This is a genomic window from Stenotrophomonas nitritireducens, from assembly GCF_050984405.1.
GTDB classification, from domain to species: Bacteria; Pseudomonadota; Gammaproteobacteria; order Xanthomonadales; family Xanthomonadaceae; genus Stenotrophomonas; species Stenotrophomonas nitritireducens_B.
In genome coordinates this window covers 3,422,939-3,438,221 of the sequence record NZ_CP158790.1, presented here as the reverse complement: position 1 = coordinate 3,438,221, position 15,283 = coordinate 3,422,939, and the positions used below count along the sequence as shown (strand labels likewise).

The following is a 15,283-nucleotide window of genomic DNA, read 5'->3' as shown; positions in this document are numbered from 1 at the left end:
AAACTCCGGAAAACGAGGTGGGGAAGGCTGCAGAACGTAGCAGCCGGAACGTAAGCGCCGCGTGGTACGAAAGTACGATGGGACGGGCAGGACGCTCTGCTAGTGTTGCGGCATGACTATCTCCGTCCTGCGCGCCGCCTGCGGCCTCATCGTCGGACTCGGCCTGGCGTCGTGCGCCAGCGCTCCCGCGTCCAAGTCCGTGGAGTCTTCCATGTTCAGCAACGAACTGCGCAGCGAACACCGCGGCGACGACGACCTGTTGACCGCCGGCCTCGGCCTGGCCGGACTGCGCAGCATGGCGCCGCCGGCCTTCGCCGACGCCAATGCGCCCACCGTGGACGAACTGCGCCGGCGCGCGCTGTGGGGCAGCTGGCGCGGCATCGCCGACCTCGCGCCGGGCGGCGGTTATGGCGAACTGTTCGGCAGCCTGGCGCCGGTGCCGGGGCGCGAATATTCGGCCTACGCGCGCCTGCCCGGCGCGAAGCAGCCGCACCGCGTGCTGGCGCAGGTGCCGGACAATTTCGACGCCGGCAGGCGCTGCGTGCTGGTGGCGCCGGCTTCCGGTTCGCGCGGCATCTACGGCGCGGTGTCGGTGGCGGCGGCCTGGGGCCTGCCCAGGGGCTGCGCGGTGGTCTACACCGACAAGGGCGCGGGCAGCGACTACTTCGACCTGGACGCGCAGATGGGCGTGCGCGCCAACGGCATGGTCGGCGCGCTGGGAGAGGTCGCCGACCTGGCCTTCGTGCCGGATGCGCCGGTCAACGCGTCCGGCGTGGCGTTCAAGCACGCCCACTCCCGGGACAACCCGGAGGCGGACTGGGGCCGCCACGTGAAGCAGGCCGCCGAGTTCGCGCTGCTTTCGCTGGACCAGGCGTTTCCGCAGGCCGCGCCCTTCACCTTCGCCAACACCCGGGTCATCGCGGTGGGCATCTCCAACGGCGGCGGCGCGGTGCTGCGCGCCGCCGAGATGGAAGGCGACTGGCTGGACGCGGTGGTCGCCGGCGAACCTAGCGTGCTGTCCGACGGTCCCGGCGCGCGCGCGCTGTACGACTACGCCACCGAGGCGGCGCTGCTGATGCCGTGCGCACAACTGCACATGGCCAACCTGCCGCAGCCGCCGCTCACCGCCGCGCTGCAGGCCGGCGCCACCGTGCGCTGCGCCACGCTGGCGGCCGAGGGCGTCATTGCCGGCGCCACGCCGGCGGCGCAGGCCAAGGCCGCCTACGAACTGATGTTGAGCAGGGGCTGGACCGACGCCGCGCTGCGCGCCGGCGCGCTGTCTACCGGCTTCGACCTGTGGCGCGCGGTCGCCGCCACCTATGCCTCCGCCTATGGCCGCTACGGCGTGGGCGAGCATCCCTGCGGCTTTGCTTTCGCCGCGCAGAACCCGGATTTCTCGCCGCGCGCGGCCACCGCCGCCGAGCGCGCAGCCTGGATCGCCGACGGCGGCGGCATTCCGCCGGGCGCCGGCGTCGGCTTGCTCGACCGCAAGGTGCAGCTGCCGGACCTGACCTACGCCGGCCTGAAATGCCTGCGTGGCCTGTGGGACGGACAGGGCGAGGACGCGCGCCGCGTGCAGGCCGGCATCCAGGCCACCCGCGCCAGCCTGCCGCGCAAGGGCCTGCCGGTGATGGTGGTGCACGGTACCGACGATGGCCTGATCCCGCCGGCGTTCAGCAGCGCGCCGTACGTGGCCGCGGCCAAGGCGGCCGGGCGCGAGGTGAACTACTGGCAGGTGCGCCACGTGCAGCACTTCGACGGCTTCCTCGGCCTGCCCGATTACGGCGCGCGCTACCTGCCGCTGCTGCCCTACGTATATGCCGCGCTGGACCGCGTGCAGGCGCGCCTGGACAAGGGCACCCCGCTGCCGGCGGACGCGGTGATCGAAACCACGCCGCGCGCGGGCAAGCCGTTGAGTGCCGCCGATCTCGCCATCCCCGAATGAGGCGAACATCTGTAGGAGCGCACTTCAGTGCGCGATGTGGCTCTCCCGGTAAAGCCTCATCGCGCACTGAAGTGCGCTCCTGCAATTGCGCTCCTGCGCGCGGCGCTGGCATCGCTACAAGGGCGAGTTCCGCCGCCCCTCCCAGTGCGCTCTTGCGCGCAACGCTGGCATCATGCCGCGATGGACATCCTGACCACTCCCTCCCGCGTCATCCCGGCCGCCACCTATCACCGCGAGCGGTGGCGCAACGGCCTGGGCTGGACCCGCGAAATCCTGCGCCTGCCCGGGCAGGGCGACTGGCAGCTGCGCCTGTCCATCGCCGAGATCGAACAGGACGCGGCGTTCTCCGCGTTTCCCGGCATCGAACGCGAACTGGTGCTGCTGGAGGGCGAGGGTCTGCGCCTGCGTTTCGCCGACGGCCGCTGCGAAACCCTGTTGCCGCCGCACCAGCGGCTGCGCTTCGCCGGCGAGGAAGCGCTGACCGGCGAACTGGTCGATGGCGCCACCCGCGATTTCAACCTGATGTGGCGGCGCGCGGACCTGCACGCCGAACTGCTGCACCGGCCGCTGGTCGGCAGCATGCTGTTCTTCAGCGAACCGCAGGCGGCGTGGGCGGTCCACCTGCTGGCCGGCCAGGCCGCCTTCGAGGATCCGGCGCTGCCGCCCTTGCAGGCCGGCGACACGGCCTGGCTGGGTGCCGGCGAACGCCGCCGGCATGCGCTGCACGGGGGCGGGGAACTGCTCGCGATACGGGTCACGCCGGCCGGCGGCTGACGCAGCGCGGACAACGTGGACAGGCGTGCGCGGCGCGGCCGATGATGGCGCCGACCAGGCGTGCGGGGAGCAGCGATGAGCAATGCCACGACGACGGATGTCGCTGCGTTCATCGAGGCGCTGGATCATCCGCTGGCGCCGGCGATACACGCGCTGCGCGCCCTGCTGCTGGCGGTCGATCCGTCGATCGGCGAAGCGGTGAAGTGGAACGCGCCCAGCTTCCACACCTCCGGGCACTTCGCCACGATGCAACTGCGCAGGCCCGACGTGGTGCGCCTGGTCCTGCACCTGGGAACGAAGAAGCACAGCCTGCCGGCGGACGCCATCGCCGATCCGGACGGCCTGCTCACCTGGCTGGCACCGGACCGCGCCCTGCTGGAGTTCCGCGATGCCGCCGAACTGGAAGCCAGGCAGGCCGCGGTGGTGGCGCTGGTCAGGCAGTGGATCGCGCTGCTGCCGTAGAGGCGGCAGCGCCCCGATGGAACATCACCCATAAAGCCATGTGCCGGGCAAGCCCGGCACTACGCTCCTGCGCTGATGCGGATCGAAGAGGCGGGGCTTGCTCCGCGTGGGCCTTTACCCCTCACATCCCGGCGGGCAGCCCCGCCGTTCCCTGCTTCATTCGTATCTGTCAGTAAACATCGCGCCGGTAGCGCCGCTGCATGACCAACTGGTCCCTGCGGTCGTCGCCCAGCGCCTGCGCGATCACCGCGTCCACCGCCGGCGCCATGCCCTGCAGGCTGCCGCAGACCAGCACGGTGGCGCCCTCGTCCACCCACTGCCGCAGCCGGTCGGCGTGCGCGGCCAGCACGTCCTGCACGTAGCGGTGGGTTCCGCCGTCGCGGCTGAACACCGTATCCAGATGCTCGATCCAGCCTTCGTGCCGCCACTGCTCCAGTTCCTCGCCGAAGTGGAAGTCATGGGCCTGGTTGCGTTCGCCGAACAGCAGCCAGTTGCGCCGCGCGCCGGCGTCGATGCGCGCGCGCAGGTGCGCGCGCAGGCCGGCGATGCCGGTGCCGTTGCCGACCAGCACCAGCGGCGCGTCCTCCGCCGGTGGGTGGAAATTGGCGTTCGCGCGCAGGCGCAGGTCGATGCGTTCGCCGATGGCGGCGTGCTCGCACAGCCAGCCGCTGGCCAGGCCCGGGGTTCCGTCCGGATGCGCCTGCCGGCGCAGCAGCAGCTGCAGGCTGCCTTCGGACGGCAGCGAAGCGATGGAGTATTCGCGGTGCGGCAAGGCCTGCAGCGTCGCGGCCAAGGCGTCCGCGTCGGTGGAAGCGGGGGTGTCGGGCAGCGTCGAGGCGGCCAGCACGTCGCACAGCGCGCGGCCATCGGCCAGCGTCGCCTGCCGGTCGAGTCCGTGGCGCAGCATCCAGTGCTCGACCGTGGCGGCCGCGTGGCGGGGGCCGATCTCGGCGATGTCGCCGGCCTGCCAGGCAGGCAGGTCGCCATCGGCCGGTTGCAGGCGCAGGTGGAACACCGGACCGCCGACGCTGCCCGGATTGAGCTGCCTGCGCCTGCGCAGCAGCCACGCCTGGTAGTCGGGCGCGCTCCAGTCGGCCTGCACGCTGCCGTCGCCGAACTGGCCGAGCAGCTGCTGCCAGTGGCGCAGGGCGGCGGGATCGGCGTTGTCCACCTCCACGGTATCGAACACCGGCCGCGCGCCGTGCCGGCGCAGCCAGTCGTCCAGCTGGCGGCCGAACGCGCAGTAGTGGTCGTAGCTGCGGTCGCCCAGCGCCAGCACCGCGTAGCGCAGTTCCGGCAGCGCCAGCGGCTGCCGCATCACCTGGCCGAGGAAGGCCAGCGCATGGTCCGGCGGGTCGCCTTCGCCGGTGGTGCTGGCGATGAACAAGGCCTCGCGCGTACCGGCCAGCAGCGCCGCGTCGACCTGGTCGAGGGCGCGCGCACGCGCACCCTGCGGCCGCCGTCGCGCAGGCCCTGCGCGGTGCGTTCGGCCAGCTGCTGGGCGAAACCGGTCTGGCTGGCCCAGCCACCAGCAGCAGCAGCGGCGGCGCGCCGGTGTCGCCGGCGTCGTCCTGGCGTGGACGCGCGCGCCACCACAGCGCGGCGCACCACGCGGCGTAGGCGAGCAGGGCGGCCAGCGCGAACCACCTCCGCGGCGGCAGCGGCGCGGCCAGCCACCAGTCCTCGCCCAGGTGCAGGCGCAGCAGCAGGCCGGCGCTCGCCAACAGCAGGAAAACGACCGCCAGGTTGCCGGCGAGGGCGCGCGCGGAACGGGTGCCGTTCATGCGTTGCCGGCCTGCAGATGCTGCCGGAAGCCCTGCGACAGGGTTTCCACCGGGCCGCCGTCGCCGCGCTGGACGAAACGCGCGGCCAGTCCGTGCCGGTCGGCGAAGGCCAGCCCTTCGTCCGCGCCCATCACCGTCAACGCGGTGGCCCAGGCGTCGGCCAGCATCGCCTCGCGGTGGATCACCGTGACCGCGGCGGCCGCGGCCGTCACCGGCGCATGCCGGCGCGAGTCCAGGGTATGGCTGTAGCTCACGCCGTCGTGTTCGTAGCGGTGCCAGCGGTCGCCGGAAGTGGCCACCGCCAGATCGTCGAGCGCCAGCACGCGCGGCGGATGGTCGGCGCCGGCGTCTTCCTCCGGCGCCGATTCGACCAGCACGCGCCAGGGCTGCCCATCCGGCTTGCGGCCGCGACCATGCAGTTCGCCACCGACCTCGACCAGCGCGGCATCGATGCCCTGGCCGCGCAGCCAGTCGCTGACCAGGTCCACGCCATGGCCCTTGGCGATCGCCGACAGGTCCAGCTGCAGGCCGCCAGGCTGCAGTACGGCCTGCGCCCGTGCGTCCATCTGCAGCCGCTGCCAGCCGCAACGCGCGGCGACCTCGGCGAGCTGCGTTGCGTCGGGCCTGCGCTGGCGCGCGGCAGCGGCGCCGAAACCCCACAGCGCCACCAGCGGGCCGACGGTGGGGTCGAAGGCGCCATCGCTGCGTTCGGCCACCGTCTGCGCGGCCCGCAGCACGCGCCAGAAATCGTCCGGCAGCACCTGCCAGCTGCCGGCGGCGGCGCGGTTGTAGCGGCTGATGTCCGAGGCTGGCTCCCACGTGCTCATCTGCGCGACCACGCGGTCCAGCTGCGCCTGGATGCCGGCATGCAGCGCATGCAGGTCGCGGTCGCGCGGCGCCACCAGCTTCACGCTCCAGGTGGTGCCCATGGTGTGGCCGCCGAGGGCGGCGATTTCGGTGGGGAGCATGGACGGTGGGGCTAGGAACGAGTGGAGAGGAACGAGGAACGAGAGAAGGCAAAAGCGGAGCTCGCTCCTGCTCTTGCCGGAGATGATGGTGAAGAACCGGCCTTTGCGACGGAGAGAGAGGAAGCGAGCCAGCGCCGCCGTGACCTTTACTCGTTCCTCTCCCCCTGTTCCTGCTTCACTGCGGCAGCACTTCCAGCGTGGCGACGTAGCTCAGGCGGCGCTGCTTGGCCTGCGGGGCGCTGGTCTTGTCGTCGGTGGTCGAGGCCTCCAGCCAGTACATGCCCGCTTCCGGCCACGTCACCTTGAAGCTGCCGTCGGCGCCGGTGGTCACCTTGATCTCGTCCTGCGCGTTGCGGTAGCGGGTGGCGCCGCGCACGATCTCCACTTCCAGGCCGCTGGCGGGCTTGCCGTCGACCACCAGCTTGAAGGTGGCTTCCTCGCCGGCGAACAGGTCGTTGGGATGGGTGACCGGCACCAGCTCCAGGCCCTTGCCGACGGCCACGATGCTGCTCGGCTTGCCCTTGGTGACGAAGGTCTCCACCCGGCCGATGCCTTCAGTGACCACCAGGTTCTGCGCGTCCTTCGGGATCTTGGTGGCCAGGTCTTCGGGCGTGGCGTTGCGCAGGAAGCCGCCGCGCGGGCCGCCCGTGCCGGCGGCCGCCGGCTTGTCCTTGGCCGCGGCCAGGCTTTCGGGGGTGTCCCAGCGCGCGGACAGGCCGCTGTTGAGGTTGGCGATGCGGTACGTGCCTTCCTGCGCCAGCTGCACGTCGAACACGCTGCGGTACTTGCCGGTGGCCGGGTTCTGCGGCCGCAGGACGTTGCCGTCCGGGGTGGCGATGGCGACGTTGTCCAGGCGCATCGCGACGTGGTCGGGGTAGTACAGCTGGTTGGATACCGCCGCGTCGACCGTGACCCACACGTCGTTGCCGGCGACCACGGTGGACGAGGGCAGCAGCCACTGCTTGTGGGCCAGGGCGGAGAACGGAAGCGTGGCGGCGATCAGCGCGGCGAGCAGGGTGGTGCGTTTCATGGCGTGTCTCTCCTTGTTCGGAACGTCAGGGCTTGATGGCGAGGGTGACCAGGCCGAGTTCGCTCTGGCCCTGGGCGGTGCCGTTGCCGGCCTTGCCCTTCCACTCGAAGGGAATCTTCAGCAGCTCGCGGCCGCCGACCTCGCGCACGGCCTCCACCACCAGCGTGTACTGGCCGGCGGGCAGGCTGCGCAGCTGCGGCTGGCTGTCGCTGAAGCGCAGCGCATGCTTGCCGGCCGGGCGGGTCGGGCCGGTCACCCCGTCCACCGGCACCTGCAGGGTGCGGCCGCTCTTGCGCCACCACTGGCGCAGGTCCGGCAGCCACTTGGTGCCGTGGCCTTCGGCGTTGGACGTCTGCTGGTACCACACCGACAGGTTGGCCGCGGACTTCTGCCCGGCGTCCTCGATCCACACCGCCACGTAGGGGCGGTGGTACTCGGCCACGTTGAGCTTGGGGATCTCGACGTTGATGTCCAGGCTCGCGGCGTAGGCCGCCGGCGAGGCGGCGAGCAGCCCGCTCAGGGCGATGGTCAGGGTGACGCGCATGGTGCGACTCCGTAGGGAAAGCGTGTTCAGTGGATGAGGAGCAGGGCGATCAGCAGCGGGATCAGCAGGCCCAGGCCGACCAGCGGCCAGGTCATGCGCCGCTGCCGCGCATGCAGGTGCAGCAGGAACAGACCGGTGATGCAGAACACCAGGCAGGCCACGGCGAACAGGTCGATGAACCAGCCCCAGCCCGGGCCGGCGTTGCGGCCCTTGTGCAGATCGTTGAGGTACGAGATCCAGCCGCGGCGGGTGCGTTCGAACTCCACCGCGCCGGTTTCGCGGTCGATGCTCAGCCAGGCATCGCTGCCGGGGCCGGGCATGGACAGGTAGACCTCTTCCGGCGACCACTCGGCCGCGCGCCGGCCGATGGCCACGTCCAGTTCGCGCGACAGCCAGTCGGCGACCCGGGCGGGCAGCGGCGCGTTGCCGTCCTCGTGCGGCGCCGCCAGCGCCCGCAGCAGCGGCGCCGGCAATTCCAGCTGCCGGGTGGTCACCTGCGGCTTGGCCTCGATCTTCGCGGCGTGGTTGAGGGTGATGCCGGTGGCGGCGAACAGCAGCATGCCGATCAGGCACACCGCCGAGCTTATCCAGTGCCACTGGTGCAGCGTGCGCAGCCAGAAGCCGCGGCTGGCCTGCTGCTGGACGAGATCGACGGGGGAGCGTTCGGCGGACACGTGCGTGGTGCGGATGAAAGAGATGGAATTAGAACATTGATGAGAATGATTCGCAATTTGTATCGCTCTGTATCCCTGCCGCCGCGGCCGGAGGAAGCCGGCCCCCGGAGAGGAGGGCCGGCACTCCCGGCCGCGGCCCGCGGATCAGAAGCGCATGTTCACGCTCATCCAGACGCTGCGTGCCTTGTCCTTGTTGTTGTAGTCGTCCTCGAACAGCACTTCGTTGCTCACGTCGCCGTAGATGCCGTTGCCGTTGAGGTCGTTGAACGAGGTCTGGTAGGTCGTGAAATCGCGGTCGAGCAGGTTGTTGATGCGCGCGTTGACCGTCAGCCACCGGGTGGCCTCGAACGACGCACCCAGGTGCAGCACCGTGTAGTCCTTGTAGTACAGCTCCTGGCCGGTGACCGCGCTGACGCCGCGGTAGCGCCTGGAACGCGCCTCGGCGGTGAGGAACACGTTGAAGCGGTCGCTGGCCTGCCAGTCGAGGGTGGCGTTGGCCATGTGCCGCGCGCTGTTGCCCAGCGGCAGGCCCTTCTCCGCGCCGCTCTTCTGCTCGCTGTCGGTGAAGGTGTAGTTGGCGCGGAAGCCGAAGGCCTCGCTGATCGTCCAGCGCCCGGCCAGCTCGGCGCCCTGGATCACGACTTCGTCGATGTTCACCGTGCGGTTGCTGCTCGAATAACCCAGCTCGGCGTATTCGCCGCTGCTGGTGCAGCTCAGCGCCAGGCCGGCGCCGCAGGGCTGGCTGTCGATCTTGTCGTCGAACCGGTTGTGGAACAGGGTGGCGTTGAAGTTGTGGCCCCGCGGGTGCTGCCAGTAGACCGCCAGTTCGGTGCTGGTGCTGGTTTCCGGCTTGAGGTCCGGATTGCCGAAGAACGGCGAGGTGCCCTGGCCGCCGAAACCGGTGACGCCGTCGTACAGGTCGGTGGTCCTGGGCGTCTTGAAACCGGTGCTGATGCCGCCCTTGACCGTCCACTGCCCGCCGAGGGTGTAGACGCCGTACAGGCGCGGACTCAGGTGGTTGCCGAACACTTCGTGATCGTCGTAGCGCAGGCCGGCGGTGAGGGTCAGCGGCGCGCTCACCTTCCAGTTGTCCTCGACGAACAGCGAGTACATGTCGTGTTCCTGCTTCAGGCCCGGCGTGCCCTTCTCGGTGCCGAACACGCCATCGGTCAGTTCGCCGCGGATGACCTGGGTGCCGGCCACCAGGGTGTGCTCGCCTGCGGCCTGGAACGGGATGTCGAGCTTGGCGTCCAGGGTGTACTGCGCGCTCTCCAGCGTGCGCTTGGGGCGCGGCAGGAAGGTGGATTCGGCCAGCGAGCGGCGCTCGGCCAGGCCCATGCCGGCGTACGGGCCGGCGCCGTCGATCATCGCCAGCAGCTGTTCGCGCTCGGCCACGGTGAACGGCAGGGTACGGCCGTCGTTGTTGGTGGCCACGTGCGCCAGCGAGACGAAGCTGTTGCCGAAGTCCCACTGGCCTTCATGGGTCAGCGCCCAGGTGTCGCGGGTGAACTCCTGCGAGGGGCTGTAGCCGACGCGCGGATCGGCGCGGCGCGCCCAGGTGCCGCCGTTCGCACGGCAGGCATTGGCATTGGCGCCGGCCGCGCCGCGGCAGAAGTTGGAGGCGCGCCAGACGCTGTTGATGTTGTCCACGGTGCCGACGGGGTACTCCTCCACGCCGCTGTCGTTGATCTTGATCCTGTTGTCGTATTCCTGCCGCGAGGTGTCGTAGTCCAGCGACACGGTCTGGTTGTCGGCCGGCATCCAGGTCAGGGTGATGCCGCCGGCCTTGTTGGTGTTGTCCACGGTCTTGCCGCCGCTGCCGAAGCCCAGCGGGCGGGTGTGCAGGCCGCCGGCGGGATCGGTGACCGGCGCATAGGTCGGGTTGGACGCCTTGCGCTCGTACCAGCTGCCGCGGGCGCTGAGGTTGAGCACGCCGGGCAGCAGCGGGCCGGTGAGGAAGAAATCCACGGTGCTGTCGTCGCCGAACTCGTCGCTGGTCTCGGCGGTGCGGGCGATGCTGGCCGAGCCGTGCCAGCCGTCGAGGGTGCGCTTGGTGATGATGTTGATCACCCCACCCATGGCGTCGGCGCCGTACAGCGTGGACATCGGGCCGCGGATCACCTCGATGCGCTCGATCGCGTCCAGCGGCGGGATGTGGTTGAACTGGTTGCCGCCGAAGTTGTTCGGATAGATGTCGCCGTGGTTGTTCTGGCGCCGGCCGTTGACCAGGATCAGGGTGTAGTCCGAGCCCATGCCGCGCATGGAAATGGTGCCCTGGCCGGTCTTGTCGCGGGTTTCGCCCACGTCCACGCCCTCAAGGTCGCGTACCGCGTCCAGCAGGGTCATGTAGGGGCGCTTGGCCAGCTCCTCGCGGGTGATGACCGAAATGCTGGCCGGCGCGTCGGTGATCTTCTGCTCGAAGCCCGAGGCGGTGACCACCACGGTGTCCAGCGTGGCCGGCTGGCCGGCCGGTACGCCGGACGCCTGCGCCTGGAACGACATGGCGGCCAGCAGGGCGATGGCAAGGGAAGTGCGCGCGGCGGGCGCGCGGAAACGATGGCGCAGAGCCATGGGTGACCTCGGGGAACGAAAGGAAAAGGCGTGGCCGGCCGGTGGCGCACGCGGGCGCCACGGCAGGTAATGGAGGGAGATGGACGCCCGCCGCGGTGCCGCGGCCGCCGGTCAGGCCAGCGGAGGCGCCTGGCTGCGTTGCAGCCGCCAGCGCACGGGCGTGGCGTCCGGGGAGGCCGGCGCGGCGGCCGGGAGGGTGGAGCGCACGGCGACTGCCTTATCGTCCGCGCATGCCGCCGGATGCGGCGGGGCGGGGCGGTTCCCAGCCATGCGGGGCGCTGGCAGCGAGGCTGCGCGGCGGAGTTTGGCGGGGTTTTCCCGTTCGGCGGATTCGCCGGCCGGGCTTTCTTCGCCGCTGGCGGGCGCATGGGCGGCCAGTCCGGCCGTTGCGGTCAGCAGTGCGCCGCCCGGCGAGCCGGGCAACAGCATCGAGAACAGGGCCAGCAGTACCAGCATCGGCGCACGCAGGCCGGCGCGCAGATGCGCGAAGGCTGGCAGGCGGCATGGCTGGAGCAGGTGGCGCACTCGAATCCCCGTTGGCGCAAGGCATCGGCCAGGTGGCCGGCGTTGTCGCTCAATTGTAGTTGGGATTCGTTATCTTATGCAAATAAGAATTTGTTTCATTTAAGGGTGGCTTGACGCAGGTCAGGCCGCACGCGGGACACCGCGCTCAGACCTCGGCCCATTGCCGCAGCAGGTTGTGGTACACGCCGGTCAGCTGCAGGACCGCGCCGGCGTCGGCGTTGCCGCGGCGCAGGGTCTCGATGGACGTGTCCATCTCGAACAGCATGCGCCGCCGCGCGTCGTCGCGCACCATGCTCTGCACCCAGAAGAACGAGGCCAGCCGCGCGCCGCGCGTGACCGGCGTGACCTGGTGCAGGCTGCTGGAGGGATACAGGATCAGGTCGCCGGCCGGCAGCTTCACCTCGTGCTCGCCGTAGGTGTCGCTGACTACCAGTTCGCCGCCGTCGTATTCGCCCGGGTCGTTGAGGAACAGCGTGCACGACACGTCCGAACGCAGCTGCTCGCCCTGGGAGAGGTTCATCACCGCGCCGTCGACGTGGAAGCCGTAGGTGCCGCCGCCGGTGTAGCGGTTGAAGCGTGGCGGCAGGTACTTCAACGGCAATGCGGCGCTGAAGAACAGCGGGTTCCTGGCCAGCGCGACGAGAATGGCTTCGCCCAGTTCGCGCCGCAGCGGCGAGTCCTCCGGCAGCTGCTCGTTGCGTTTGGCCTGCGCGCCGAGGTGGCCGACCGTCTCGCGCCCGTCGGTCCACTGCGCGGCATCGAGCCGGGCGCGGAATCCGGCGACCTGTTCGGGAGTCAGTACGTTGGGGATGTGCAGCAGCATGGGATCCTCAGCCTGCGAGGTGGGCGACCAGTTCCCGCACCCGCGGGTGCGGCGACGCGGCCAGTTCCGGGACGATATGGGCCATGAACGCGGGACTGCCGTGCGCGAGCGCGCGCCGCAGCCACGGCAGCGCTTCGTCGAGCCGGCCTTTCTGCAGCAGGATGGAAGCGTAATTGGCCTGGCCGCGGAAGTCGCCGGCCTCGGCCGAGCGCCGGTACCAGTCCAGCGCGGCCTGCGGGTCGCGCGCGGTTTCCAGCCCATCCTCCAGGTGGCGCGCCAGCAGGTTCATCGACTTGGCGTGGCCCAGGTGGGCGGCGCGGGTATAGAGATCGAGCGCCTGGCGGCGGTCCTGCGCCACGCCGCGCCCGGTGGCGAGCAGGTTGGCATGGTTGTACATGCCCCAGTCCAGCCCGGTTTCCGCCGCGCGGCGGTACCAGACGGCGGCCAGCGCGGGATCGGCAATGGTGCCGACGCCCAGTTCGTGGCAGCGCCCGAGCATGTTCATCGCCATCGCGTCGCCGTTGTTGGCGGCGGTTTCGTACCACAGCAGCGCCGCGTCGGCGTCCTGCGCGACACCCTTGCCTTCCATGTACATCTGCGCCAGCAGCAGCTGCGCGGCGACCTGTCCGGCCAGCGCCGCCGCGCGTACGCCGGCGAAAGCGGCCTGCGGGTCGGATTGCAGCCGTGCGGCCAGCGCATCGGCGTCAAGGAGCGGGGCGGTGGGTTCGGACATCGGTGGCCTGTTCGATCAACTCCGGCGCGAAGGCGTGCGGGCGCGGGCCGCGGGGGAAAAGGGAACGGCGGCAGGAAACCTGCCGCCGTGCGTGCTGCGTTCCGGTCAGAACTTCACGTTCAGCGTCAGCGTCGCCGAGCGTCCCGGGGCGATGCTCGCGTAATGCGAGGCATAGGCCTTGGTGAAGTAGATCTTGTCGGTCAGGTTCTGCAGGTTCAGCTGCAGGCTGATGTTGTCCTGGATCGCGTAGCTGGCCATCGCGTCCCAGCGCGTATAGCCCGGGACCCACTTGGTGTTGGCGGCATCGCCGTACTGCCTGTCGACGTAGCTGGCGCCGCCGCCGATGGTCAGCCCGAACGGGAACACGTAGGTGGTCCACAGCGTGGCCGCCTGCCTGGGCGTGTTCGGGAACAGGTTGCCGTCGTTCGGCGACGGGATGTAGGCGCCGGCCGGGCAGGGCTGGCCGCGCGGCACGCTGACGGCGCAGACGTAGCCGTTCTTCTTCAGCTCCGAATCCAGGTAGGTGTAGCCGCCGGAAACGCTCCAGCGGTCGGTGATGCGGCCGGTGATGCCGATCTCCAGGCCGTCGATCTCCTTCTCGCCGATGTTCTCGGTGGTGCCCGCGTCGGTGGTGGCGCGGGCGTTGTTCATCACCGTGTGGAAGATGGCGGCGGTCAGGTTCAGGCGCTGGTCGAACAGGTCCCACTTGGTGCCCAGTTCGTAGTTCTTCGTCTCCTGCGGCTCCAGGTTCTGGACGGCGGCGCTGATCGAATCGTTGCCTTCGCCGCTGTCCATGCCCGGCGGCGTGGACGAGGTGCCATAGGAGAGATAGATGCTGCCGTTCTGCGCGGGCTTGAACACCACGCCGGCCTGGTAGTTGAGGAAGTCGTTGTCGTTGCGCAGGCGCAGGCCCGAGGACGGCGTGAACGCTTCGGTCGAGTAGTCGTCCCAGCGCAGGCCGAGGTTGACCAGCCACTTCGCGCTCAGCTCGATGGTGTCGAACGCATAGATCGAGGTGGTCGTGGTCTTCTGGGTGGCGTCCAGCGCCTTGCCGCTGCGGGTGACCGGGTGGGTCGCCGCCCACGGATCGTTCGGATCCGGGTTGTAGAAGTCGGTGCAGTTGTAGCCGGTCGCCGCGCCGGTGGTGCGGCAGGTCTGGTTGCCGGTCAGCGGGTTGTTGGTGCCTGCGCCGCCGATGATGTAGCTGCCCTTGCTGCTCTTTTCTTCGCTGTACTCCACGCCGGCGCTGTAGCTGTGCTTCAGGCCGCCGGTCTGGAAGGCGCCGGTCAGGCTGAGCTGGTCGGCGAACGTCCTGGTGTCGATGGCGCGGTTGTTGGTGCGGCGCCACAGCGTGCCGTTGGTCAGCGGGTTGTTCTTGCTGTCGTCCGGCTGGGTCCACAGGTAGTCGTTGCTGGTGTTGCCCAGGCGCGCGATGTTGCGCAGCTTGTGGCCGCCCAGGTCGTAGCTGGCGTCGATGGTGCTGATGTCGGCGCGGGTGCGCTGGAAGTCGCGGTCCTTCAGGCCGTAGTAGTTGTTGCGGTCCGGCACCAGCGGCTTGCCGGTGGTGGTGCCGGTCGCCGGATCGGCGTACGGGAAGCCGCCGGCGTCGGGCAGGTCGTCGGTTTCCAGGTGGTAATGACTGGCGATCAGCTGCAGCGGGCCGTTCAGGCCGAAGGCGATCGACGGCGCGATGCCCCAGCGACTGACATTGGCCGCGTCGCGGCCGGCGATGTCCGATTCGTGCTTGAGCAGGTTCACGCGGGCGGCGATGCCGTCGCCCAGCACGTAGTTGCCGTCGACGGTGCCGCGCGCGTAGCTGTCGGTGCCGGCGCCCATGCTGACGCTGGTCTCGTTCCTCAGCTTCGGGGTCTTGCTGACGAGGTTGATGCTGCCGCCGCCGGAATCGCGGCCGCCGTAGGCCGAACTCGGGCCCTTGACCACTTCAAGTTGTTCCAGGTTGAACACTTCGCGGGTCTGCGTGCCGACGTCGCGCAGGCCATCGACGAACATGTTGCTCTGGCCGTCGAAGCCGCGCAGGAACGGGCGGTCGCCGGTAGAGTTGCCGCCCTCGCCGGCGCCGAAGGTGATGCCCGGCACCATGCGCAGCGCGTCCACCAGGCTGGTGGCGCCGATCTCCTGGATGGTCTTCTCGCTGACGACGGCCACCGACTTGGGGGTGTCCAGCAGTTCGGCGGTGAACTTGGGCGAGGACGGGGCGAACCAACTGCCGCGGACCTGCACCTTGTCCAGATCGATGGCCTGCGCGCCGCCGCCGGCGCCATCGGCATCGGCCGCCTGCGCCGTCAGGGGGGAGAAGCCGGCGGCCAGGGTGGCCGTGGCCAGCATGGTGGCGCGCGGCGCGTACTTGCGGGTCTTGATATGGATCATGGAAGAGGAGGTCCGGGGAGAAAGGAAGGCGAAGGCGGTACCGGGGGCGCCGGCAGCCGGGC

Annotated in this window: 12 protein-coding genes and 1 pseudogene; 3 read left to right on the top strand and 10 right to left on the bottom strand. The window is 70.2% G+C overall.

From position 1 onward, the window contains the following. The first annotated feature begins 211 nt into the window (after positions 1 to 211). From ABTV91_RS15350 to ABTV91_RS15340, 3 genes are all read left to right on the top strand, one after another. The gene (locus tag ABTV91_RS15350; RefSeq protein ID WP_433852195.1) at positions 212 to 1,945 is read left to right on the top strand and encodes a 3-hydroxybutyrate oligomer hydrolase family protein; all 1,734 of its coding nucleotides are present in this window, start codon (positions 212 to 214) and stop codon (positions 1,943 to 1,945) included. Positions 1,946 to 2,125: 180 nt separating this feature from the next. Continuing rightward, a complete protein-coding gene (locus ABTV91_RS15345) occupies positions 2,126 to 2,719 on the top strand; it encodes a HutD/Ves family protein (protein ID WP_433852194.1) in 594 nt (197 codons plus the stop codon). 75 nt (positions 2,720 to 2,794) lie between these two features. Continuing rightward, positions 2,795 to 3,181 carry a DUF1801 domain-containing protein gene (locus tag ABTV91_RS15340; RefSeq protein ID WP_433852193.1) on the top strand — a complete coding sequence of 129 codons (387 nt, stop codon included), beginning with the start codon at positions 2,795 to 2,797 and terminating at the stop codon, positions 3,179 to 3,181. A 169-nt stretch (positions 3,182 to 3,350) separates the two neighbouring features. On the opposite strand, the pseudogene ABTV91_RS15335 reads toward ABTV91_RS15340, so the two are convergent. From ABTV91_RS15335 to ABTV91_RS15290, 10 genes and pseudogenes are all read right to left on the bottom strand, one after another. Beyond that, positions 3,351 to 4,965 (bottom strand): annotated as a pseudogene (locus tag ABTV91_RS15335) (sulfite reductase subunit alpha). Continuing rightward, positions 4,962 to 5,933 carry an FAD:protein FMN transferase gene (locus ABTV91_RS15330; RefSeq protein ID WP_433852192.1) on the bottom strand — a complete coding sequence of 324 codons (972 nt, stop codon included), beginning with the start codon at positions 5,931 to 5,933 and terminating at the stop codon, positions 4,962 to 4,964. The pseudogene ABTV91_RS15335 and the gene ABTV91_RS15330 overlap by 4 nt, the downstream one beginning before the upstream one ends. Before the next feature lie 175 nt (positions 5,934 to 6,108). Further along, positions 6,109 to 6,963: a DUF4198 domain-containing protein gene (locus ABTV91_RS15325; protein WP_433852191.1), complete on the bottom strand. Its 855-nt coding sequence runs from the start codon at positions 6,961 to 6,963 to the stop codon at positions 6,109 to 6,111. 25 nt (positions 6,964 to 6,988) lie between these two features. Continuing rightward, complete coding sequence (locus tag ABTV91_RS15320) at positions 6,989 to 7,507, bottom strand: DUF2271 domain-containing protein (protein ID WP_433852190.1); 519 nt, start codon at positions 7,505 to 7,507, stop codon at positions 6,989 to 6,991. A 26-nt stretch (positions 7,508 to 7,533) separates the two neighbouring features. After that, positions 7,534 to 8,181, bottom strand: a complete 648-nt coding sequence (locus ABTV91_RS15315) for a PepSY-associated TM helix domain-containing protein (protein WP_433852189.1) — start codon at positions 8,179 to 8,181, stop codon at positions 7,534 to 7,536. 144 nt (positions 8,182 to 8,325) lie between these two features. Continuing rightward, the gene (locus tag ABTV91_RS15310; RefSeq protein ID WP_433852188.1) at positions 8,326 to 10,752 is read right to left on the bottom strand and encodes a TonB-dependent receptor domain-containing protein; all 2,427 of its coding nucleotides are present in this window, start codon (positions 10,750 to 10,752) and stop codon (positions 8,326 to 8,328) included. 111 nt (positions 10,753 to 10,863) lie between these two features. Continuing rightward, a complete protein-coding gene (locus ABTV91_RS15305; RefSeq protein WP_433852187.1) occupies positions 10,864 to 11,277 on the bottom strand; it encodes a hypothetical protein in 414 nt (137 codons plus the stop codon). 145 nt (positions 11,278 to 11,422) lie between these two features. Further along, positions 11,423 to 12,100, bottom strand: a complete 678-nt coding sequence (locus ABTV91_RS15300) for a Fe2+-dependent dioxygenase (protein WP_433852186.1) — start codon at positions 12,098 to 12,100, stop codon at positions 11,423 to 11,425. A gap of 7 nt (positions 12,101 to 12,107) precedes the next feature. Next, complete coding sequence (locus tag ABTV91_RS15295) at positions 12,108 to 12,833, bottom strand: tetratricopeptide repeat protein (protein ID WP_433852185.1); 726 nt, start codon at positions 12,831 to 12,833, stop codon at positions 12,108 to 12,110. 105 nt (positions 12,834 to 12,938) lie between these two features. Further along, a complete protein-coding gene (locus tag ABTV91_RS15290; RefSeq protein WP_433852184.1) occupies positions 12,939 to 15,221 on the bottom strand; it encodes a TonB-dependent receptor in 2,283 nt (760 codons plus the stop codon). Positions 15,222 to 15,283: the final 62 nt, after the last annotated feature.